Source organism: Flavobacterium flavigenum (assembly GCF_027111255.2).
GTDB lineage: Bacteria > Bacteroidota > Bacteroidia > Flavobacteriales > Flavobacteriaceae > Flavobacterium > Flavobacterium flavigenum.
Window position 1 is genome coordinate 1,103,645 of sequence record NZ_CP114285.2, and the last position, 18,588, is coordinate 1,122,232.

9 protein-coding genes are annotated in these 18,588 nt (G+C 33.9%); all 9 read left to right on the top strand.

The window, feature by feature from the left end; translation table 11 throughout:
* Positions 1–608 precede the first annotated feature (608 nt).
* The 9 genes from OZP09_RS04115 (at position 609) to OZP09_RS04155 (ending at position 18,576) form a co-directional block, all read left to right on the top strand.
* Positions 609–3,659, top strand: a complete 3,051-nt coding sequence (locus OZP09_RS04115; RefSeq protein ID WP_269237807.1) for a SusC/RagA family TonB-linked outer membrane protein — start codon at positions 609–611, stop codon at positions 3,657–3,659.
* A 10-nt stretch (positions 3,660–3,669) separates the two neighbouring features.
* Positions 3,670–5,157 carry a RagB/SusD family nutrient uptake outer membrane protein gene (locus OZP09_RS04120; protein WP_223680522.1) on the top strand — a complete coding sequence of 496 codons (1,488 nt, stop codon included), beginning with the start codon at positions 3,670–3,672 and terminating at the stop codon, positions 5,155–5,157.
* 194 nt (positions 5,158–5,351) lie between these two features.
* Positions 5,352–5,894, top strand: a complete 543-nt coding sequence (locus tag OZP09_RS04125) for a hypothetical protein (RefSeq protein ID WP_269236663.1) — start codon at positions 5,352–5,354, stop codon at positions 5,892–5,894.
* Positions 5,895–6,062: 168 nt separating this feature from the next.
* Entirely contained in the window at positions 6,063–7,538 is a 1,476-nt protein-coding gene (locus tag OZP09_RS04130; protein WP_281310334.1) for a vanadium-dependent haloperoxidase, read from the top strand.
* 24 nt (positions 7,539–7,562) lie between these two features.
* Positions 7,563–9,773, top strand: a complete 2,211-nt coding sequence (locus OZP09_RS04135) for a CRTAC1 family protein (RefSeq protein ID WP_281310335.1) — start codon at positions 7,563–7,565, stop codon at positions 9,771–9,773.
* Between the two features lie 181 nt (positions 9,774–9,954).
* Positions 9,955–13,152, top strand: a complete 3,198-nt coding sequence (locus tag OZP09_RS04140) for a VCBS repeat-containing protein (protein ID WP_281310336.1) — start codon at positions 9,955–9,957, stop codon at positions 13,150–13,152.
* A gap of 460 nt (positions 13,153–13,612) precedes the next feature.
* Positions 13,613–14,818: a hypothetical protein gene (locus OZP09_RS04145; protein WP_281310337.1), complete on the top strand. Its 1,206-nt coding sequence runs from the start codon at positions 13,613–13,615 to the stop codon at positions 14,816–14,818.
* Between the two features lie 9 nt (positions 14,819–14,827).
* On the top strand, positions 14,828–15,388 hold the full coding sequence (locus OZP09_RS04150; RefSeq protein WP_269236670.1) for a DoxX family protein: 561 nt from the start codon (positions 14,828–14,830) through the stop codon (positions 15,386–15,388).
* A gap of 38 nt (positions 15,389–15,426) precedes the next feature.
* On the top strand, positions 15,427–18,576 hold the full coding sequence (locus OZP09_RS04155) for a SusC/RagA family TonB-linked outer membrane protein (RefSeq protein WP_281310338.1): 3,150 nt from the start codon (positions 15,427–15,429) through the stop codon (positions 18,574–18,576).
* Positions 18,577–18,588 lie beyond the last annotated feature (12 nt).

Genomic DNA, 18,588 nt, shown 5'->3' on the forward strand with positions numbered 1-18,588 from the left:
AAGTGGCTGTCTCAAAAGGACAGCTTTTTTTGTTTAGAATATTCAATTATATAAATTTTTTAACTAAATCATTCTAGTCATTCCTACCTAAATAAAATTGATTTCTTTCTAATTTTTCTCTTACATTTTTATTTTTCAGTATTATCAAATACAAAAAAAATATCTTTTATTTTTTCTGATACTAAAAAAATAATATAAAAATATTAATAATTTCTAAGTTACATTTCCTTACATGAAACCATCTGTAAATGTTGATTTTACTGGTTTTGTACATCTTATGCTACAAATTTGATAGTTTTTGCATCATTTGTGATATGTGAAATTTATGTTAAGGTGATATTTTTGGGTTTAACAATTATCAAATAACTAAAAATAATTACTAACAATTAAAACAAATTTAAAGCATGAAATGAAAACCAATTATTTATTGAATACCATTTAAAATAAAAAAATCGAACAATAAAAAATATGATTTGAAAATATAAAATTGAGAAAACATATTATTTACTATTCCTAAAATTTTAAAGAACAGAAAACAGCATTCAATACAATAACAAATTTTACAACCGAACAATTATTTAACTAAACAAAAAAACCAATTAACTATGATGTTAAAATTGAAATTTGCAATAATCGCATTGCTTATAGTTAGCACTCAGAATGTGATGGCACAAACTAAAACCATAAAAGGTGTCGTTACGGATCCTTCCGGGGTTCCATTGCCTGGTGCCAGTATTAATGTACAAGGATCCAAAAATAGTGCATCAACTGATTTTGATGGTAACTACGCATTACAAGGAGTAAGTGCGACAGACAAAATAACATTTTCCTACGTTGGATTAACTTCACAAACAGTCACAGTTGGAGAACAGACTGTTATTAATATCAAATTAGCAGAATCAACACAAACCTTAAATGAAGTTGTTGTAGCTTACGGTACTCAAAAGAGAACTAAAGTTACCGGAGCTGTTTCAACGGTTAATTCAAAAGATATTGTAGCAGTGCCTATTACTAATGCTGAATCGGCTTTACAAGGTAGGGCAGCCGGTGTTACAGTTACCAATGGTGCACCGGGTTCAAGCCCAACAGTTAATATTCGTGGTATTGCTACAATGAATAATGACTCTCCTTTATATGTAGTTGATGGAGTTTTAGTGGGTAACTTATCAGGATTAAATCCAAGTGATATTGAATCCATGTCTGTACTAAAAGATGCTTCTACAACTGCTTTATATGGTTCAAAAGCTTTTAATGGAGTAATTATGGTAACTACTAAAAAAGGGAAAAAAGGTCCCGGTCAGCTGAATTTTAGTTCTTATGTAGGTTTTCAAACAGTTACCAAAAGATATGATGTTCTAAATACGCAACAATATCTTAAGTATGCTAAAGAAGCTTTTAATCAGGATTTGGCGGCAAGAGCTGCTCAATTTGGTAATGTAAATACAAATTGGCAGGACGAAATTTTTCAGACAGGTCTGATGCAGGATTACAATTTGAGTTTCTCTAATGGAACAGAAAATTCTACAAGCCGTTATTCTGCGGGATATTTAAAACAAGAAGGATCTATTATTGGAACGGGCTTCGAACGCTATTCTTTCAGATCAAATAATACCCAAAACATTGGAAAATTAACTGTAGGTAGCAGTATTGGGGTATCCTTTAACAAAACAAATCCAGAACGTTCTTCAGGAGGTAGAACGTTATTAGAGCATGCAATCAAAATGGCTCCCTATATCCCTGTTTACAATGCTAATAATGTAGGTGGCTATGAAGGTGTAATTAAAGATATTGATGGAACAAATGATGCCGAAAACCCAGTACGCGTTGCTAATAATGGGTATCAGGAAATCATTGGAACCTCTATAATAGGAAATATTTTTGCTGAATTGGAACTTTACAAAGGACTAAAATACAGATCACAAGTTTCTTTAGATTATTATCAAAATAGAGATCATACGTTTATACCAGGGTTTTATGAAGGTACAAATTTTCAAAACTATTCTTCAACTGCAGAGATTAACACTCAAGGCCAAACCATTGTTTTTGATAATAGTTTAACTTATAAAACTACTATTGCAGAGAAACATAATATTGAAGTATTAGGGGTTATAACTAAAATTGAGAGTAAGAATCGGAATGTAACAGCTGGTAGCCGTAATTATATTTCAAATGATATTGATCAGTTGAGCATCACCGATCCAACTTTAACATCGGCTAATTATGAAACTAATAACTTAGGGTATGTTGCTCGTATCAACTATGATTATAATGAAAAATATTTATTCGCTGTTTCAGGACGCCGAGATGGTTCTTCACGTTTTGGGTCCAATAAACGTTTTGGTAATTTCTATTCTGTAGCTGTAGGTTGGAATGTAGCAAAAGAAAGTTTTATGGCAGGCTCTATTTTTAGTACCCTAAAGCTTAGAGGAACAATTGGTACAACTGGTAATGATAAAATTGAAGACTACAGATATGCTTCAGCATTAAATACAAACTATACATACCCTATTGCCGGATCTGCTGCTTTAGGAACAACTGCAGGTGCTGCCCCTAATCCAAATTTACAATGGGAATCCAAAAACGACAGAAATATAGGTTTGGATTTTGGTTTATTTGATGAAAAATTTACGGGATCGATTGAATATTTCAACAATAAAAGTAGTGATATTCTTTTTGCAGTACCATTAGCTACTTCTCTTGGTGCTCAAGGAGGAACTCAAATACAAAATATTGCCGATGTAAAAGTATCAGGCTTTGAAGTTTCGTTAGGTTATAATGACAGACAAGGTGATTTTACGTGGTCTGCAATAGCAAATCTTGGAACTAGTAAAAATGAAGTTACGGCTTTAGCTCCGGGAGTTACAAATGTTTTAGGCGGCCCTGTACCTCGTGCTGGTTTAGAGAACTTCTCAAGATTAGAAGTAGGTAAACCATTATTTTATTTCTATGGTTATCAAACCAATGGGATTTATCAAAACCAGGCAGAAGTAACTGCTGCTCTTGGTAGCACACAGACTTCTGTACAACCGGGTGACATTAGATTTGTAGATCGTAATGGTGATAAAGTAATTAACTCAAGTGATAAAACAGATATTGGAAATCCGTATCCAGACTTTACATACGGTCTGAATCTTACTGCTGCTTATAAAAATTTTGATTTCAACTGTTTCATATCGGGAGTTCAGGGAAATGATATTTTTAATGCAAATAAATTTGACTTAGAGAGTATGGATCGTCTATTTGGAGCAAGTACTGATGTTTTGAATAGATCAATTATAACAGGTGGCACTGTTAATAGTAGTGGAGGTCCTGGATCCCTTACAGGTGGTGTCGTTTCAAATCCATCAGCAACACTACCAAAAGCTGTAGGTGTAAGTCAAAATGCAGGGTCTGCAAGTACGAGATATATTGAAGATGGTTCATTTACACGACTAAAAAATGTTACTATAGGATATACATTCTCTGGAGATGCATTTAGTAAGTATTTTTCAAAAGTACGATTTTATGTAAGTGGACAAAATTTGGTGACTATAACGAATTATTCTGGTTTAGATCCTGAAATAACACGTACAGATGGCAATGCAAATTCTGCTGGCATAGATTTAGGAAGATACCCACAGCCTAAATCAGTAATTTTTGGTTTTGATGTTTCATTTTAATATTAAAATAATGAGAAAAATAAAATATACAGTTGTGGTATTGTCTGCAATTTTTGCAATAAATTCATGCGACACTAAGGACTTAGAATTATCTAATCCAAATGCCCTACTACCTGAAACTTTCTTTAAAACAGAAGGCCAGATACAGTCTTCTGTAAATGCAGCCTATGCTAATTTACAAACGAGAGGACTTTATGCAAGACATATCTTCTTTGCTTTAGACTTAATGTCCGGAGAAAATCAAGGAAATGGTGGATTAGAAGGTAATAAAAAACCATTTGGGAATTTTAGTTTTGATGCAAGTAGTGATATTATTCAGTACTATTGGGATACCTGCTATTTAGGAATAGCGAAAGCCAATTTTGTGTTGGATAATGAAGAAAAAATTAATGCTTTACAAACTTCAATTATATCAGAAGAAAAAAAGAAAAAATTTTTAGCAGAAGCTCATTTCTTGAGAGCCTATTATTATTTTTTATTAGTACCTCGTTTTGGCGATTTGCCAATTTATACAGAACAAACCCTTGTTCCTAAAGCCAGAAGTCCAAAAGCTGAAGTTTATAAATTAATTGAAGAAGATCTTGACTTTGCTTCAAAAAACTTATTAAGTAAAGACGTTGAAGAAAAAGGAAGAGCTACTAAAGAAGCAGCCTATGCATATTTAGGAAAAGTACTTTTGTATCAAAAGAAATATGATGAGGCTTTAGCCGCTTTTAATAAAGTTACTGGATTTACATTAGAACCAAAAGGTCAATTCTATAATAATTTTATGGATGAAACAGAGCATGGTCCAGAATCTATTTTTGAGATTGAATATGATGAAGCTTTAGGAGTAGGTGACAAATGGGGTAGTGACACTTCAGGAGAAGGAAAAGCTGAATCGACACTTAGAGGTCAGGAATATGGAAATTTAGATTGGTACAATGTCTGCCCAACGGATGATTTGTTAGATGAATACGAACCTGGCGATCTTCGTTTCGGGGATACTTTTTATGTTCCTGGATCAAAATATAATAAGGGGAATAGTACTATGACAGCTGCAAATTTTGGTAATGGTAGTAGAAGAGCAGGCTGGAAAAAATACCAGAATTACTACAAGAGAACATCCGAATTACAACAATCAAGTATTAACTTTAAAGTTATGCGTTATTCAGATGTATTGCTTATGAAAGCAGAATGTGAAAACCAAAGAACAGGAGGTTCACAAACTGCTGCGATAGCTTATATAAAAGAAGTTAGGGACAGAGCTGGTTTAACAACTAATATCCCGGCAACAAAAGATGATGTTTTTAAAGCCATTATTCACGAACGTAAGGTAGAATTAGCTGGAGAGCAAGTTCGTTTTGACGATCTTATAAGATGGGGTATTGCAGGTACTGATCCTCTATTAAAAAGTAAAGGTTTTCAGGTTGGTAAAAGTGAATTATGGCCAATACCAAACAGAGAAACATCTTCTAATCCGAATATAAAACCAAGTGATAATAATCCTGGTTACTAAATGATTTAAGTTAGTTAGGTTGAGTTAGTGTTTTGATAAACAGCGCATGTTAAATGCGCTGTTTATTTACTAAACATATAAATAATTATCTGCCTGAATATATTTTTAAACTTACACACCATAGTTAATCATTGCAAAAAAACAGAATACCAATTATTAAATAATACAAGAACACTGAGCCGTTTTTATTTCATATGAAAAAAATTGCATCGCTTTTTTTAATCTTAACGTTGTTTTACAATGTTTTAGGATTTTATATCATGTTTGCTGAACAACAACAGCAAGTGTGGGTGAATGCTATGGAGAAAACTGACAACTCCAATTTTGAAGTAATTGAAATTAAAATTGATCCTTATGCATATGTTGTAGATTCTGGCTTTGAGGAAGCTAATGAAGATTTTGTGATAGAAAATAAAACCTATCATGTCTTTAAGAAAAGAATTATAAACAACGTTTTAAAATTATATTGTCTAAAGAATTCTCATCGTCAGATGTTGAATAATGATTTAAAAAAAATTGTAGACAGTCAAATATTTGATACCGATTCAAATAAAGAAAATCCAAGTAAAAAATTAATGAAATCCTTTATACAGGATTACATACCTAATGAAAGAATTAATTTAACGACCAATAAAACTAAATTAGTTTACACTATTACTTTAAACTCTTACAATCCAAAAGAAAAACTCCTTTCCGGGTATTTTACTACTAACTACCCTCCTCCCGATATGGTATAGTATTTCAGATGTTAAAAACATAAAAACAGACCTGATTATAATCATGCTCTGAAATTCCATCTTAGTCTCTACTTAAGATTGAAACGTTTATTTAAAGTTTAACATCAACTCTCAATTATTAATACTAATTGAAAAGAAAACTATCAAAAACCATATAAAACCACCAAAATGAAAATTCACAAACTAGTATATAAAATACTATTATTTAGTATTTTAACCACTCCTCTATTGGCTCAAACTAAAGATAAAATTAAAGAACCTACCGGAGAAAACAATATGGCATATAAATGGTCGCAAATTGCAATCACTGCCACAGGTAATGATACTGACAGATTTAAACCAAGACCAACAGTTACTTCCCGCTACTTAGGACTCACATTTGTTGCGGTTTTTGACGCCTGGAGCCGTTACGATCAAAAAGCCATTCCGGTCTATTTAAAAGATACAAAAAGAAGACCCGCTAATGAACAGACTTTAAAAAATAAAGAGATTGCCATTAGCTACGCTGCTTATAATGCGTTATGCGAATATTATTTTTCAGACAAACAATTGTTTATCGACTTTATGGTTAAATTAGGGCTGAATCCAAATGATAAATCATTAGATCCTACAACTCCAGTGGGAATAGGAAATTTAGCTGCAAAAGCTGTAATTGAAGCCAGAAAACATGACGGATCAAATCAATATGGAGAAGAAGATGGTTCGAACGGCACTCCCTATTTTAATTATGTAAATTACAATCCTGTCAATTCTCCAGACGAAATGATCGATGTTATTCATTGGCAGCCTAAATATTTTTCAGATGGAAAAGGCGGTAAGTTTGCACCAGGCTGTGCGACTCCATTCTGGAACAAAGTTAAGCCTGTCGGATTAAAATCAGGAGATCAGTTTCGTGCTGTACCCCCACCTTTATTAGATTCAGAACAACTTAAAAATGAAGTAAAAGAACTACTTGATTTACAATATAATTTAACCAACGAACAAAAAGCACTGGTAGAATTTATGCGTGATGGACCAAAATCGGTACAACAGGCAGGACACTGGCTAAAATTTGCCCAGGATGTTTCGAGACGTGATCACCATACTTTAGATCAGGATGTCAAAATGTTTTTTTACAATCAGGTAACCGCTATGGATTGTTTTATAGCCTGTTGGGATACAAAAATGTTTTATGATTTTGCACGCCCTTATGCTTTGGTCCATCACTATTATAAAGATCAAAATATAAAAGCCTGGGGCGGTCCAGGTTTTGGAAATATAGAAATGAAAGGACAAGACTGGAGACCTTATTCGCCCGATATATTTTTATGTCCTGCTTTTCCGGGTTATGTTTCGGGACACAGTACGATAAGTGGAGGCTGTGGCGAAGCATTAAAATTATGGACCGGAAGTGATACTTTCGGAGAATCTGCAACATGGGAAACTCCAGGCTCTATGACAGAACCAAATAACATTGGAAAACCTGTAGTATTAAAATTTCCAACATTCACAGAAACAGCTAATATGGCTGGGATTTCAAGAGTGATGGGAGGTTATCACATCCAGGCAGACAATGTTGAAGGACTTAAACTGGGCAGAAATGTGGCTCATGAAGTCTGGAAATTTTACAATTTTCATATAGGAAATAAAAAATTCGACAAGTAGCAATCCAAACTAAATATTTTAATTATGAAAATTAAACATTTCATATTGCTACTTACAACCGTTATTTTGGCAGAATCCTGTGACTATTTTTCTAATCCTAATGACAAGATGATTAAGATTCTGGAGGCTAGAAACAGAATGTATGATGTCAGAAAAAATCCATTTGCTACAAATGCAGAAATCCTCTATCTTGATTCAATAATAAAAAATTCCTATGAAGGTCATTTAAAATTATATTATGAATTAAATAAAGGAAATGCATTATTAAAGCTCGGTAAAGAATCAGAAGCAGTTTCAATTATGGAAAGCGCTATCAAAAGACAAAAAGCAATTGATGGCAGAGACAACGCCCAGTCATTAAATTTTTTAGCAATTGCTTACATGAGACTGGCAGAAAAACAAAATTGCGTTAATTACCATAATCCGGAATCATGCATTATCCCAATACAAAAAAGTGGAATTCATACTATACGTCAAGGTTCTCAAAAAGCAATTGAAATTTATAAAAAATTACTGGATATAAATCCTAATGATTATGAATCGAGATGGCTGCTGAATATTGCTTACATGACTATAGACGGATATCCTTCTGATGTTCCTGAAAAATGGCTGATACCGAATCTAAATAAGGAAAATTCAACACAGTCTGTAAAACCATTTGTGGATGTTGCCGCAAATGTGGGCATAAAAAGCAGGAATATGTCTGGTGGAGTCATTATCGATGATTTCAACAATGATAATTATTTAGATATTGTAACTTCTGACTGGAGTCTGGATGGAGTCATGCATTATTATCAAAATGATCAAAAAGGAAAATATATTGACTATTCCAAAGCATCACAAATAGGGCGTTTCAAAGGAGGACTAAATATGATACAAGCTGATTATGACAATGATGGCGATACCGATATTTTTGTTTTAAGAGGTGCCTGGATGCGTAAATTCGGAAGACAGCCTAACTCTTTGTTACAGAACAATGGTGACGGAACTTTTACTGATGTAACGATTAAAAGCGGCTTGTATTCTGAATTTCCTACTCAGGCAGGCACCTGGAATGATTTTAACAATGACGGTTATCTGGACTTATTTATTGGTAACGAGTCATCAGATGATGACATTTTCCCTTCTGAGCTGTATTTGAATAATCAGGACGGAACATTTACTAATGTTGCCAAAGCGGCAAAATGTGATGTTATTAGTTATATAAAAGGCGTAACATCTGCTGATTACGATAATGATGGTGACATAGATTTATTTCTTTCCGGAATGAATAAAAGAAAAATAGTATTGAAAAATACCGGACTAAAAAATGGCATTCCACAATTTATCGACGTTACAGATAAAGCAGGTTTAGCAGGGATTAATGTAATGACTTTTCCAACATGGTTTTGGGATTATGACAATGATGGCTGGCAGGATATTTTTGTTTGTGGTTATGAGTTTAATGGTGCTGTTGCTAGTCAAATTGCAATGGATGCATTGAAAATACCATATGAAAGCAGTAAAATGTATCTCTATCATAATAATCATGACGGAACTTTTACAGATGTATCAAAAGCTTCTGGTTTAAGTAAAACGGTGTTTGCTATGGGGGCTAATTTTGGTGATATAGATAATGATGGATTTCTGGATATGTATCTTGGTACAGGAAACCCTGATTATAAGTCCCTAATACCTAATAAATTATTTAGAAATATGGGTAATGGCAAATTTGCTGATGTTACGACTTCCGGCAGGGTAGGAAATTTGCAAAAGGGTCATGGTGTGGCTTTAAATGATTTAGATAATGATGGAGATACTGACATTTTTATAGAAGTCGGAGGTGCTTATAATGGAGATTCTTTCTATAATTCTTTATACCTGAACCCGGGTCAAAATAACAACCGTTGGATAAAGTTACAATTAGAGGGCACAGACAGTAATCGTTCTGCGATTGGAACAAAAGTAAAGGTCAGTTTCAAAGAAAACGGCGTTTGCAGATCAGTATACAGAATATTAAATTCAGGAGGAAGTTTTGGAGCATCAGCTTTAAGAATGGAAATTGGAATTGGACAAGCTAATGTAATTGATCAAATTGAAATAATATGGCCAAAAAGCGGTAAAAGACAAATATTTACAAACGTACAGCCTAATCAATATATCAAAATCACAGAGGAAAAAAAAGATTTTTCGAAATTAAATATTAAAAAATTACTTTTCTCTACAGCAGGTGCTACATCTTCAATATGCATTTAAATTGATAGATTATGAAGTTGAGGCTGAAAAAACGTAAATCCTCATAGAATTTTAGTCAAAAAAACATTTTATTATAATAAAAATGAGAAATAGAAAAATTAAACAACTTTTATTTAGCTTGTTAATCCTATTATTGCTTGTCAACTGCACTAATAAAGAATCAGATGAAAAGATATTTTCAATGCTAAACCCAACCGATACAGGAATTGATTTCAGCAATAACTTAACTGAAAATGACTCTCTTAATTACTTTACGTACCATTATATATATCTGGGAGGAGGGGTTGCTACAGGTGATATCAATAATGATGGGCTTGCAGATATCTTTTTTACAGGAAATCAAGTACCTAATAAATTATATCTAAACAAAGGAAACCTAAAATTTGAAGATATCACTAAAAAGGCAGGTGTTGGAGGTGATGACCGCTGGTACAATGGAGTTACTATGGCAGATGTAAACGGAGATGGTTTTTTAGACATTTATTGCAGTGTAAGTGGAAAATTTGGACCAAAGAATAACCAATTATACATTAATAATGGTAACGGTACCTTTACAGAAAAAGCTAAAGAATATGGCATTGATGATGCTGGAGATAGTACACAAGGAACATTCTTTGATTATGATAAGGATGGAGATTTAGATTTATTTGTAGCTAATTATCCTCCAACCAAATTTAATTCTCCAACTTTTGCTTATGTACAAATGATGATAAATGTAAAAGATAATGAATCAGGTCATTTGTATCGAAATGATGGTAATCATTTTGTCAATGTTACCCAAGATGCAGGAGTCAAAGCGTATGGATTATCATTGAGTGCCACAATTGGTGATTTAAATAATGATAGCTGGCCAGATATTTATGTTTCAAATGATTTCAGTTCTCCTGATTTCATGTATATCAATAATCAGGATGGCACTTTTAAGGAAGTAGTTAAACAATCAATGGCACATAATTCTTTTTATGGAATGGGCGTAGACATTTCTGATTTTAATAATGATGGAAATCTGGATCTTTTTCAGGTAGATATGGATGCTAAAGATAATCGTCGCAAAAAAGCAAATATGTCCAGTATGAATCCGCAGCTTTTTTGGGATGTTGTTGATGCCGATTTTAATTATCAATATATGCACAATTGCATGCAGTTAAATACAGGAATTATAGAGAATGGAATACCACATTTTGGAAACATATCCCGTATTACAGGAACCTCCTCTACTGACTGGAGCTGGGGACCATTATTCGCAGATTTTGACAATGACGGAAATAAAGATTTGTTTGTAAGTAATGGTACCAGAAGAGAAATTAATAATAATGATTTCTTTAACAGCTTTGAGGCTCTAAAAGAACGTCCTAAAGATCTTCTTAAAAAATCGCAGGAAATCCCATCTGAGAAAATCGATAATTTTATGTTTCAGAATAAAGGTAATTTGCACTTTGAACAGGTTAATAAAAAATGGGGAATTGAATACAAAGGCTTTTCAAATGGTGTTGCATATGTTGACTTGGATAACGATGGCGATTTGGATTTGGTAGTAAACAATATTGATGATTATGCCTCTGTTTTTGAAAATTCAAGCTCTAAAATCAATAATTATATCAAGATAAAATTCAAAGGAAATTCAAAAAACACTTATGGTTTAGGGAACCGTGTTTACATCAAAACAAAAAAGGGAACCCAGATGCAGGAACTTACTTTAACAAGAGGTTTTCAGTCGTCAGTTTCTCCTGAATTGCACTTTGGATTAGCAAAAGACAAAACTATCGACGAAGTAAAAGTAGTCTGGACAAACGGTAAAGTTCAAAAGTTATATAATGTGAAGGCAAACCAAACACTAAACTTCAAAGAACAGGATGCGAAAGAAGAAACAGCTGCAAAAACAATTGTAAAAAATACTCTTTTCAAAACAGAAAATGGTGTATTCCCGGTTTTTAAACATGAAGAGAACAAATACGATGATTTTAAAGATCAGGTCTTGCTGCCTCATAAAATGTCTACTTTCGGACCCACTATTTGTGTTGGCGATCTGAATAAAGACGGTCTTGATGATTATTTCATTGGAGGTTCCTCAGGTTATACCGGAAAAATATTTTTGCAAACTCAAAATGGATTTACAGAAAAAAAAGTTCCGGCACTGGAGGAAGATAAATTTAGTGAAGATACAGGTTCATTGATTTTTGATGCTGATAACGATGGTGATAATGATTTATATGTAGTAAGCGGAGGCTACGAATTTTTTATAAATGATTCAAAACTACAAGACAGATTATACCTGAATAACGGAAAAGGTGATTTTATCAAAGCGCCAAAAGGAGTGCTGCCAACGATGCTGACAAGCAGTTCAAAAGTATATCCGATTGATTTTGATAAAGATGGAAAAAAAGATCTTTTGGTTTTAGGAAGACAAGTCCCGGGACAATATCCATCACCCACTACCACGTATTTACTACATAATATCAGTACTGCTGACCAGCCTCGATTTGAACTTTCTAAAAAAGCCCCTAAAGAATTTATAAATTTAGGAATGGCAACAAGTGCTGTAATAACTGATTTTAATAATGACAAATCAGACGACATCATTATTGTTGGCGAATGGATGCCAATACGTGCTTTTCAAAATACAAAAACAGGTTTCAAAGAAGTTACCAAAAACATGGGGCTTACTGATGACACTACAGGATGGTGGTGGAGCATTCAGCAAGGTGATTTTGACAAGGATGGCGACATGGATTATATTGTTGGAAATAACGGATTGAATTATAAATATCAGGCCACTCCAAATGAAACTTTTGACATTTTTGTAAAAGACTTTGATAATGACAAACACAAAGATATTGTATTAAGCTACTATAATGATGGCAAGCAATATCCGGTGCGTGGGCGTGGCTGTTCTTCTCAGCAAATTCCAAATATCAAGAAAAAATTCAAAGACTACGAAAGTTTTTCACAAGCAACACTTGTTGATGTTTATACCGAAAAATCACTTAAAGAAGCTTTACATTATAAAGTTAAATCTTTTGCAAGTATCTATCTGGAAAACAGAAATGGAAAATTTATCATTCATAAATTACCTATTCAGGCGCAGATTAGCTGTATCAATCAAATAGCGGTTGAAGACTTTGATAAGGATGGTAACCTTGATGCTTTAATTACAGGCAATATGTTTAACTCTGAAGTGGAAACGCCAAGGAACGATGCAGGTCATGGCTTGTTTTTAAAAGGAAACGGCAAAGGTGCATTTACACCGGTTTCAGCAGTTAAAAGTGGATTCTTTACTCCTGGAGATGTGAAAAACATGGAAAAAATTAAAGTAAAAGACAAAAATTACTTTCTGATAACCAAAAACGATTCATTTTTACAAACGATCAGAATTAATTAGAAGCTTCATACAACATGTATAGGCGATAGCATTTGGTCTAAAATATTTACAGATTTAATATAAATTGAAATTCTTCAAACAGGATATTTCACTTTCAGATATTAAGTTAAACAATACTTACAAGGTCTCTTTTTGATCTTGTAAGGGATTGTTTTTCTGAAATTTGGTATAGAGAAACATCTCAAAAGTTGTGATTAACCAATTGCTAAATAATTCAAGTCTGTTCTATTAATTGATGCGCACTCTATCTCCTTGTATCATGTTTTCTAAATAATTAAATCTCATTTTCTAAAATCAACCACTAAATATTTAATCATTTAATCGTCTTTTAGGAACAGACCAGTTAGGTAATGCTTCATTGAGATTAATAAATTCCATCATGTTGTTTTTTATGTTCAGTCAGATTTGTAAAACTGATTGTCAATCCTATGCTTATTAACTGTATTAAAGCAATCAAACCATGAAAAAAATACTATCATTATATCCTGCATTTGTTTTTATAACATTTGTTTTAATCAATTTTACTGCGCAAAAAATATCTGCTCAGGGATGTGTCGCTGTTCGTCAAATGGGTGGTCTTTACATGAATTCTGCCAGTTCTTATAATTTAAACGAAGGTGAATTTCAGGTAGGAACAAATTACCGTTATTTTCATTCGTGGCGGCATTTTGTTGGCAAGGAAGAACAATTAGAGCGTCAGACTTCAGGCGGTGGTCATGACAAAAACGGTGTGGAGAGAGGAAATGCCGTAAACATTTATTCGCATGCGGTAGATTTCAATTTTTCGTACGGAATAACCAGCAGAATCCAGATAAATGCCACTTTACCTTATGTACATAATGAGCGTTCTCAGGTTCTGCGACAAACAACTCCTGTAAAAGATACACTTAGATACAGTGTTTATGCACAAGGTATTGCAGATGCAAGACTAAGTGTAAATTACTGGTTTTTTGATCCAAAAACGACTCATAAAGGAAATTTAATGTTGGGACTCGGGTTAAAATTAAATACTGGAAGCCATGACCGAATGGATGATGCACCACAAGCAGATGGCACAACGAAAAGTGTGGTAATGGACCAGGCCATCCAGCCCGGTGACGGCGGAATTGGAATTTCTATAGAGGCACAAGTTTTCAGACAATTAACAGGACGCTTGTACGGATTTGCTAACGGTTATTATTTATTTAATCCAAAAGAATCAAATGGCACATTCAAATCGGCTCCTAAGCCAGGTCTGGAAGGATATGAAATATATGCCAGTCCCGATCAATATTTTGCAAGAGCCGGTATATCTGCAGGAATAGACAAAAAAGAAAATTTTAATGTTTCCCTTGCCGGAAGAATTGAAGGTATTCCTGCTTATGATGCTTTTGGAGGACAGGTAGCTTATCGTCGTCCAGGATATGTAATCGCAATAGAATATGGTTTTTCTTATCATGTCGGAAAACATAATTTTAGTTTGTTTATACCTTATAATATCGTAAAAAACCGTATTCAGAGTGCTGCAGATATTGCCAGCCAGAATCTTCAAAATTCGGTTATTACTGATCCTTCCAAATATGTTCATGTGCAAGGTGATGCAGCATTTGCAGATTATTCTTTGAATATAGGATATTCTTATCGCTTTAGCTTAGGAAAAAAAATGAAAGTAACGATGCTTAATTAATCTATTATTATGAAAACTACCTTTAACTTTTTCTATTTCTTATTAAGTGATAAAATAGGAAAGCATAGTGTCAATCTGATGCGCATCGCACTGGCAACAATTTACATTTGGTTTGGCGTTTTGAAAATATACGGACTCAGCCCTGCAGGTGATTTAGTAGAGAAAACCGTTTTTTGGTTTAAACCTGAATTCTTCATACCAATACTTGGAGTTTGTGAAGTCTTTATCGGGTTAGGGTTGCTTATAAGAAAATGGATTCCCGAAACTATCCTCTTGCTCTTACTTCACATGATAGCCACCCTCACTCCTATTTTTATTGTGCAGTCGAGCTGTTTTGAGAATTTCCCTTTCGAGCCTACGATGGCAGGTCAGTATATTATCAAAAATCTTGTTCTGGTTGCTGGTGCACTAGTGATTTCCGGAAAATACAATGAGGATTATTATGCTGCAATCAAATTGAAAAAAGAGCAGGACAAATTTGTGACAACAATTCAAACAGGCAATCATCAAATTTTAAACCAAGAACACGATGTTCCGCAAAATGTAGAGCATAGGACAGCTATCGAATAGCTTCTGAATAATTTAAAATAAAATCAATATTTAATAATATGGTATTAGAAAAACATTTAAAATTAATGCTCCTCTTTTTCTTTTTTCTTACTGTACAGCTTTTTGCTCAACAGCAAAACATAAAAGGAAAAGTTATAGATGCTAAAGATAATATACCCTTAAATGGTGTAAGAGTTCAGTCGGAAACTGAAGAAGTTATTACTAACGAAGAGGGTGAATTTGTTATTGAAAATCAAAAATTACCATTAACATTAAAGCTGAGTTATATTGGATATACGACGCATGAAATTGTGGTACGCTCATTTGATTTAGTGACAGTTAAACTAAATAAAGAATCAAATCAGTTAGATGAAGTCCTGATTTCGAGTGGCTATTTGTCGCAAAAAAAATCTGAATTTTCAGGTTCAGTTTCCACAATTTCAGCAAAGCAATTACAGAACCGGCCTACTACCAGCTTCGATCAGTTATTAGGCGGTCAGGGAACCGGAATTGATGTAATTCAGTCTACAAGCGTATTGAATAACACACCTGTCATTAGGGTTCGGGGTTTAAACACTATTACATCCGGTCTTTTCCCTTTAATAGTAGTAGATGGGATTGCGGTTTTTACCGGATCATTGGGTGGATTTATTGGTAACAATCCGTTATCCGGAATCAATCCCAATGATATTGCCTCTGTGGATGTATTGAAAGACGCTTCTGCTTCAGCTATATACGGATCAAGAGCAGCAAATGGTGTGATGGTCATTACTACCAAAAAAGGCAAAAAGGGTAAAACCAGATTTAATTATAACACCTGGTTCAGTCGAAGCACACCCTACAATCTGCCTAAATTATTAAATGCGGAGGATTACACCATGATAAAAAATGAAGCTTTGGTTAATGCAGGTAAAGCACCCGGTTTTTTTCTTTCTCAAAATGCTGACGGTAGTACTGTAGATACGAATTGGTATGATGTCGCTTATGAACCAGGGTATTCCAGCAACCATAACATTAATGTTTCCGGAGGCAATGAAACGACTCAATACTATTTTTCATTAGACTATACCAATCAAAATAGTTTTATAAAAAATAACACCTTTCAAAATTACATGACACGATTAAACATTAGTCATGAGCTTAATAAGTTTATCAGAGCCGGAGTGAATCTTTCTTACAGCAACGCAAAAAATGTTGGGCCAAATACGGGTGCTGTTGCCGGTAACACTTTATCTTCATCAACCTATAATACAGAGTATATTACGAATGAACCTTTAGGCAGAATGACGTATGTTTTACCTCCGAACGTACCCGTTTATAATCCTGACGGATCTTATAGTATTCAGAATGGTATAAGTGTAGGCTATGGAGCTAATATTCCGTCAATTATTGGTACAATCAATGCCTACAACTTAGCGATGGTCCAGGAACTTGATCTGACTACTTCAATTAGTAAATCGCTCTTAGGCAATGTATATGGAGAGTTTGATATCACCAAAAAGCTAATTTTCAGAACGAGTTTTGGTTTGAATAGTATTGGACTCGAAAACAAGTTGTTTTTAAATCCACTTCACGGAGGAGGTGCCGCTTACAACGGAGTAGCAACCAATATCGCTACTGATTTATCAAGAACCGACTGGGCAAATACCATAACTTATAAAAATTCTTTTAACGAGGATCATAATTTGATGATTTTGGCTGGTTATGAAAGAATTAAAACCACTTTCGAAAGCTGGGGAGCAACACAAAGCAATGTAACCGACACTTATTATAAAAATTACCAAGGAAGTTATGCTAATATTTCACCAATTGGCAACGACCTTTCAGAAAATGCCTTAGTGTCTTATTTTACTAACTTAAACTACAATTATAAAAACAAATACTTCCTGACCTTAAATTATAGAATTGATGGTTTATCTGCATTGTCTGAAGGAAATAAATATGGTAGTTTTTGGGGAGGATCTGTAAGCTGGAATCTGCTGGAAGAATCTTTTTTTAATGATTCAAAACTAAAGGGATTTCTGGATAACTTAAAACTCAGGGCGAGTTACGGAATTGTAGGAAATAGCGAAATAGGAAACTACCCTTCCATTGGAGCTTATAATTCATCTACTTATGGAGGCGCACCAACATTGGGCTATTCGCAAACTGCTAATCCAAATCTAAAATGGGAAACGAGTTCAAAACTTGATTTGGGATTGAATTTCGCTATGCTAAACAATCGTATTTCAGTAGAGTTCGATTATTACAACAATAAAATCAGGGATTTAATCCTGAAAACCCCACAGTCACTTTCTGCAGGAATTCCGAATAATTATATCAACGAAAATGTGGGCGGTATGTACAATACCGGATATGAAATCGGAATAAATGCGCTTGCTGTTACTGCGAGGGATTTTAATTGGAATATAAATTTAAATTTTTCTACACTTAAAAATAAAGTAACTTCATTAGCCAGTGATGTATTTGTGCCGAGCGTATTTGGGGTACAAAACATGACCAGAGTAGGCTATTCAATCGGGTCTGTTTTTGCGGTGCCAAACAAAGGTGTGAATCCCGAGAATGGACAAATGATCTTCATAAACAGCGAAGGCAAAGAAGTACAGTACAATCATATTGGTTCACCAAAATGGACTTATCTCGATGGCAGTGCTGCCCCGGCAATAGACAATTATAAAGATGGTGTTATACAAGGCCCTTCATTGCCAAAACTCTTTGGAGGATTGAACAATACTTTTAATTATAAAAATTTTGTTTTAGCTGTAAACCTGACTTTCTCACAAGGAAACAAACTCTACAACGGAACGCGCGCCACCAATTCAGACCAGCGTTATTTTAACAATGGCGAATTTATAAAAAACAGATGGACAACTCCTGGTCAGATTACGGATATCCAAAAGTTGTATTATGGCGATAATGTTTCGGCAGGTTTTTCTTTTTCAAGCACGTCAAAAGTAGAAGACGGCTCTTTTGTAAAGCTGAAAAATCTTTCTTTAGGATACAATGTGCCATTAGAAGCATCTTTTCTAAAAAATACATTCAGTTCAATTTATGTGTATTTACAGGGAAATAACCTGTACACCTTTACCAAATACAGAGGTTCTGACCCTGAAGTTTCTATCAATGGAAACTCTATTAATTCCGGAAAAGATCAGAATGTCCCACCAAATGCCCAGGTATATACTTTGGGGTTGAATATTGGATTTTAATTAAAAGCAAAA

Bases quoted from the DNA above. Each gene is read 5' to 3' on its own strand.
- OZP09_RS04155 (WP_281310338.1), top strand. From the start codon at position 15,427: ATGGTATTAGAAAAACATTTAAAATTAATGCTCCTCTTTTTCTTTTTT.
- OZP09_RS04130 (WP_281310334.1), top strand. From the start codon at position 6,063: ATGAAAATTCACAAACTAGTATATAAAATACTATTATTTAGTATTTTA.
- OZP09_RS04135 (WP_281310335.1), top strand. From the start codon at position 7,563: ATGAAAATTAAACATTTCATATTGCTACTTACAACCGTTATTTTGGCA.
- OZP09_RS04140 (WP_281310336.1), top strand. From the start codon at position 9,955: ATGCTAAACCCAACCGATACAGGAATTGATTTCAGCAATAACTTAACT.
- OZP09_RS04120 (WP_223680522.1), top strand. From the start codon at position 3,670: ATGAGAAAAATAAAATATACAGTTGTGGTATTGTCTGCAATTTTTGCA.
- OZP09_RS04150 (WP_269236670.1), top strand. From the start codon at position 14,828: ATGAAAACTACCTTTAACTTTTTCTATTTCTTATTAAGTGATAAAATA.
- OZP09_RS04115 (WP_269237807.1), top strand. From the start codon at position 609: ATGTTAAAATTGAAATTTGCAATAATCGCATTGCTTATAGTTAGCACT.
- OZP09_RS04145 (WP_281310337.1), top strand. From the start codon at position 13,613: ATGAAAAAAATACTATCATTATATCCTGCATTTGTTTTTATAACATTT.
- OZP09_RS04125 (WP_269236663.1), top strand. From the start codon at position 5,352: ATGAAAAAAATTGCATCGCTTTTTTTAATCTTAACGTTGTTTTACAAT.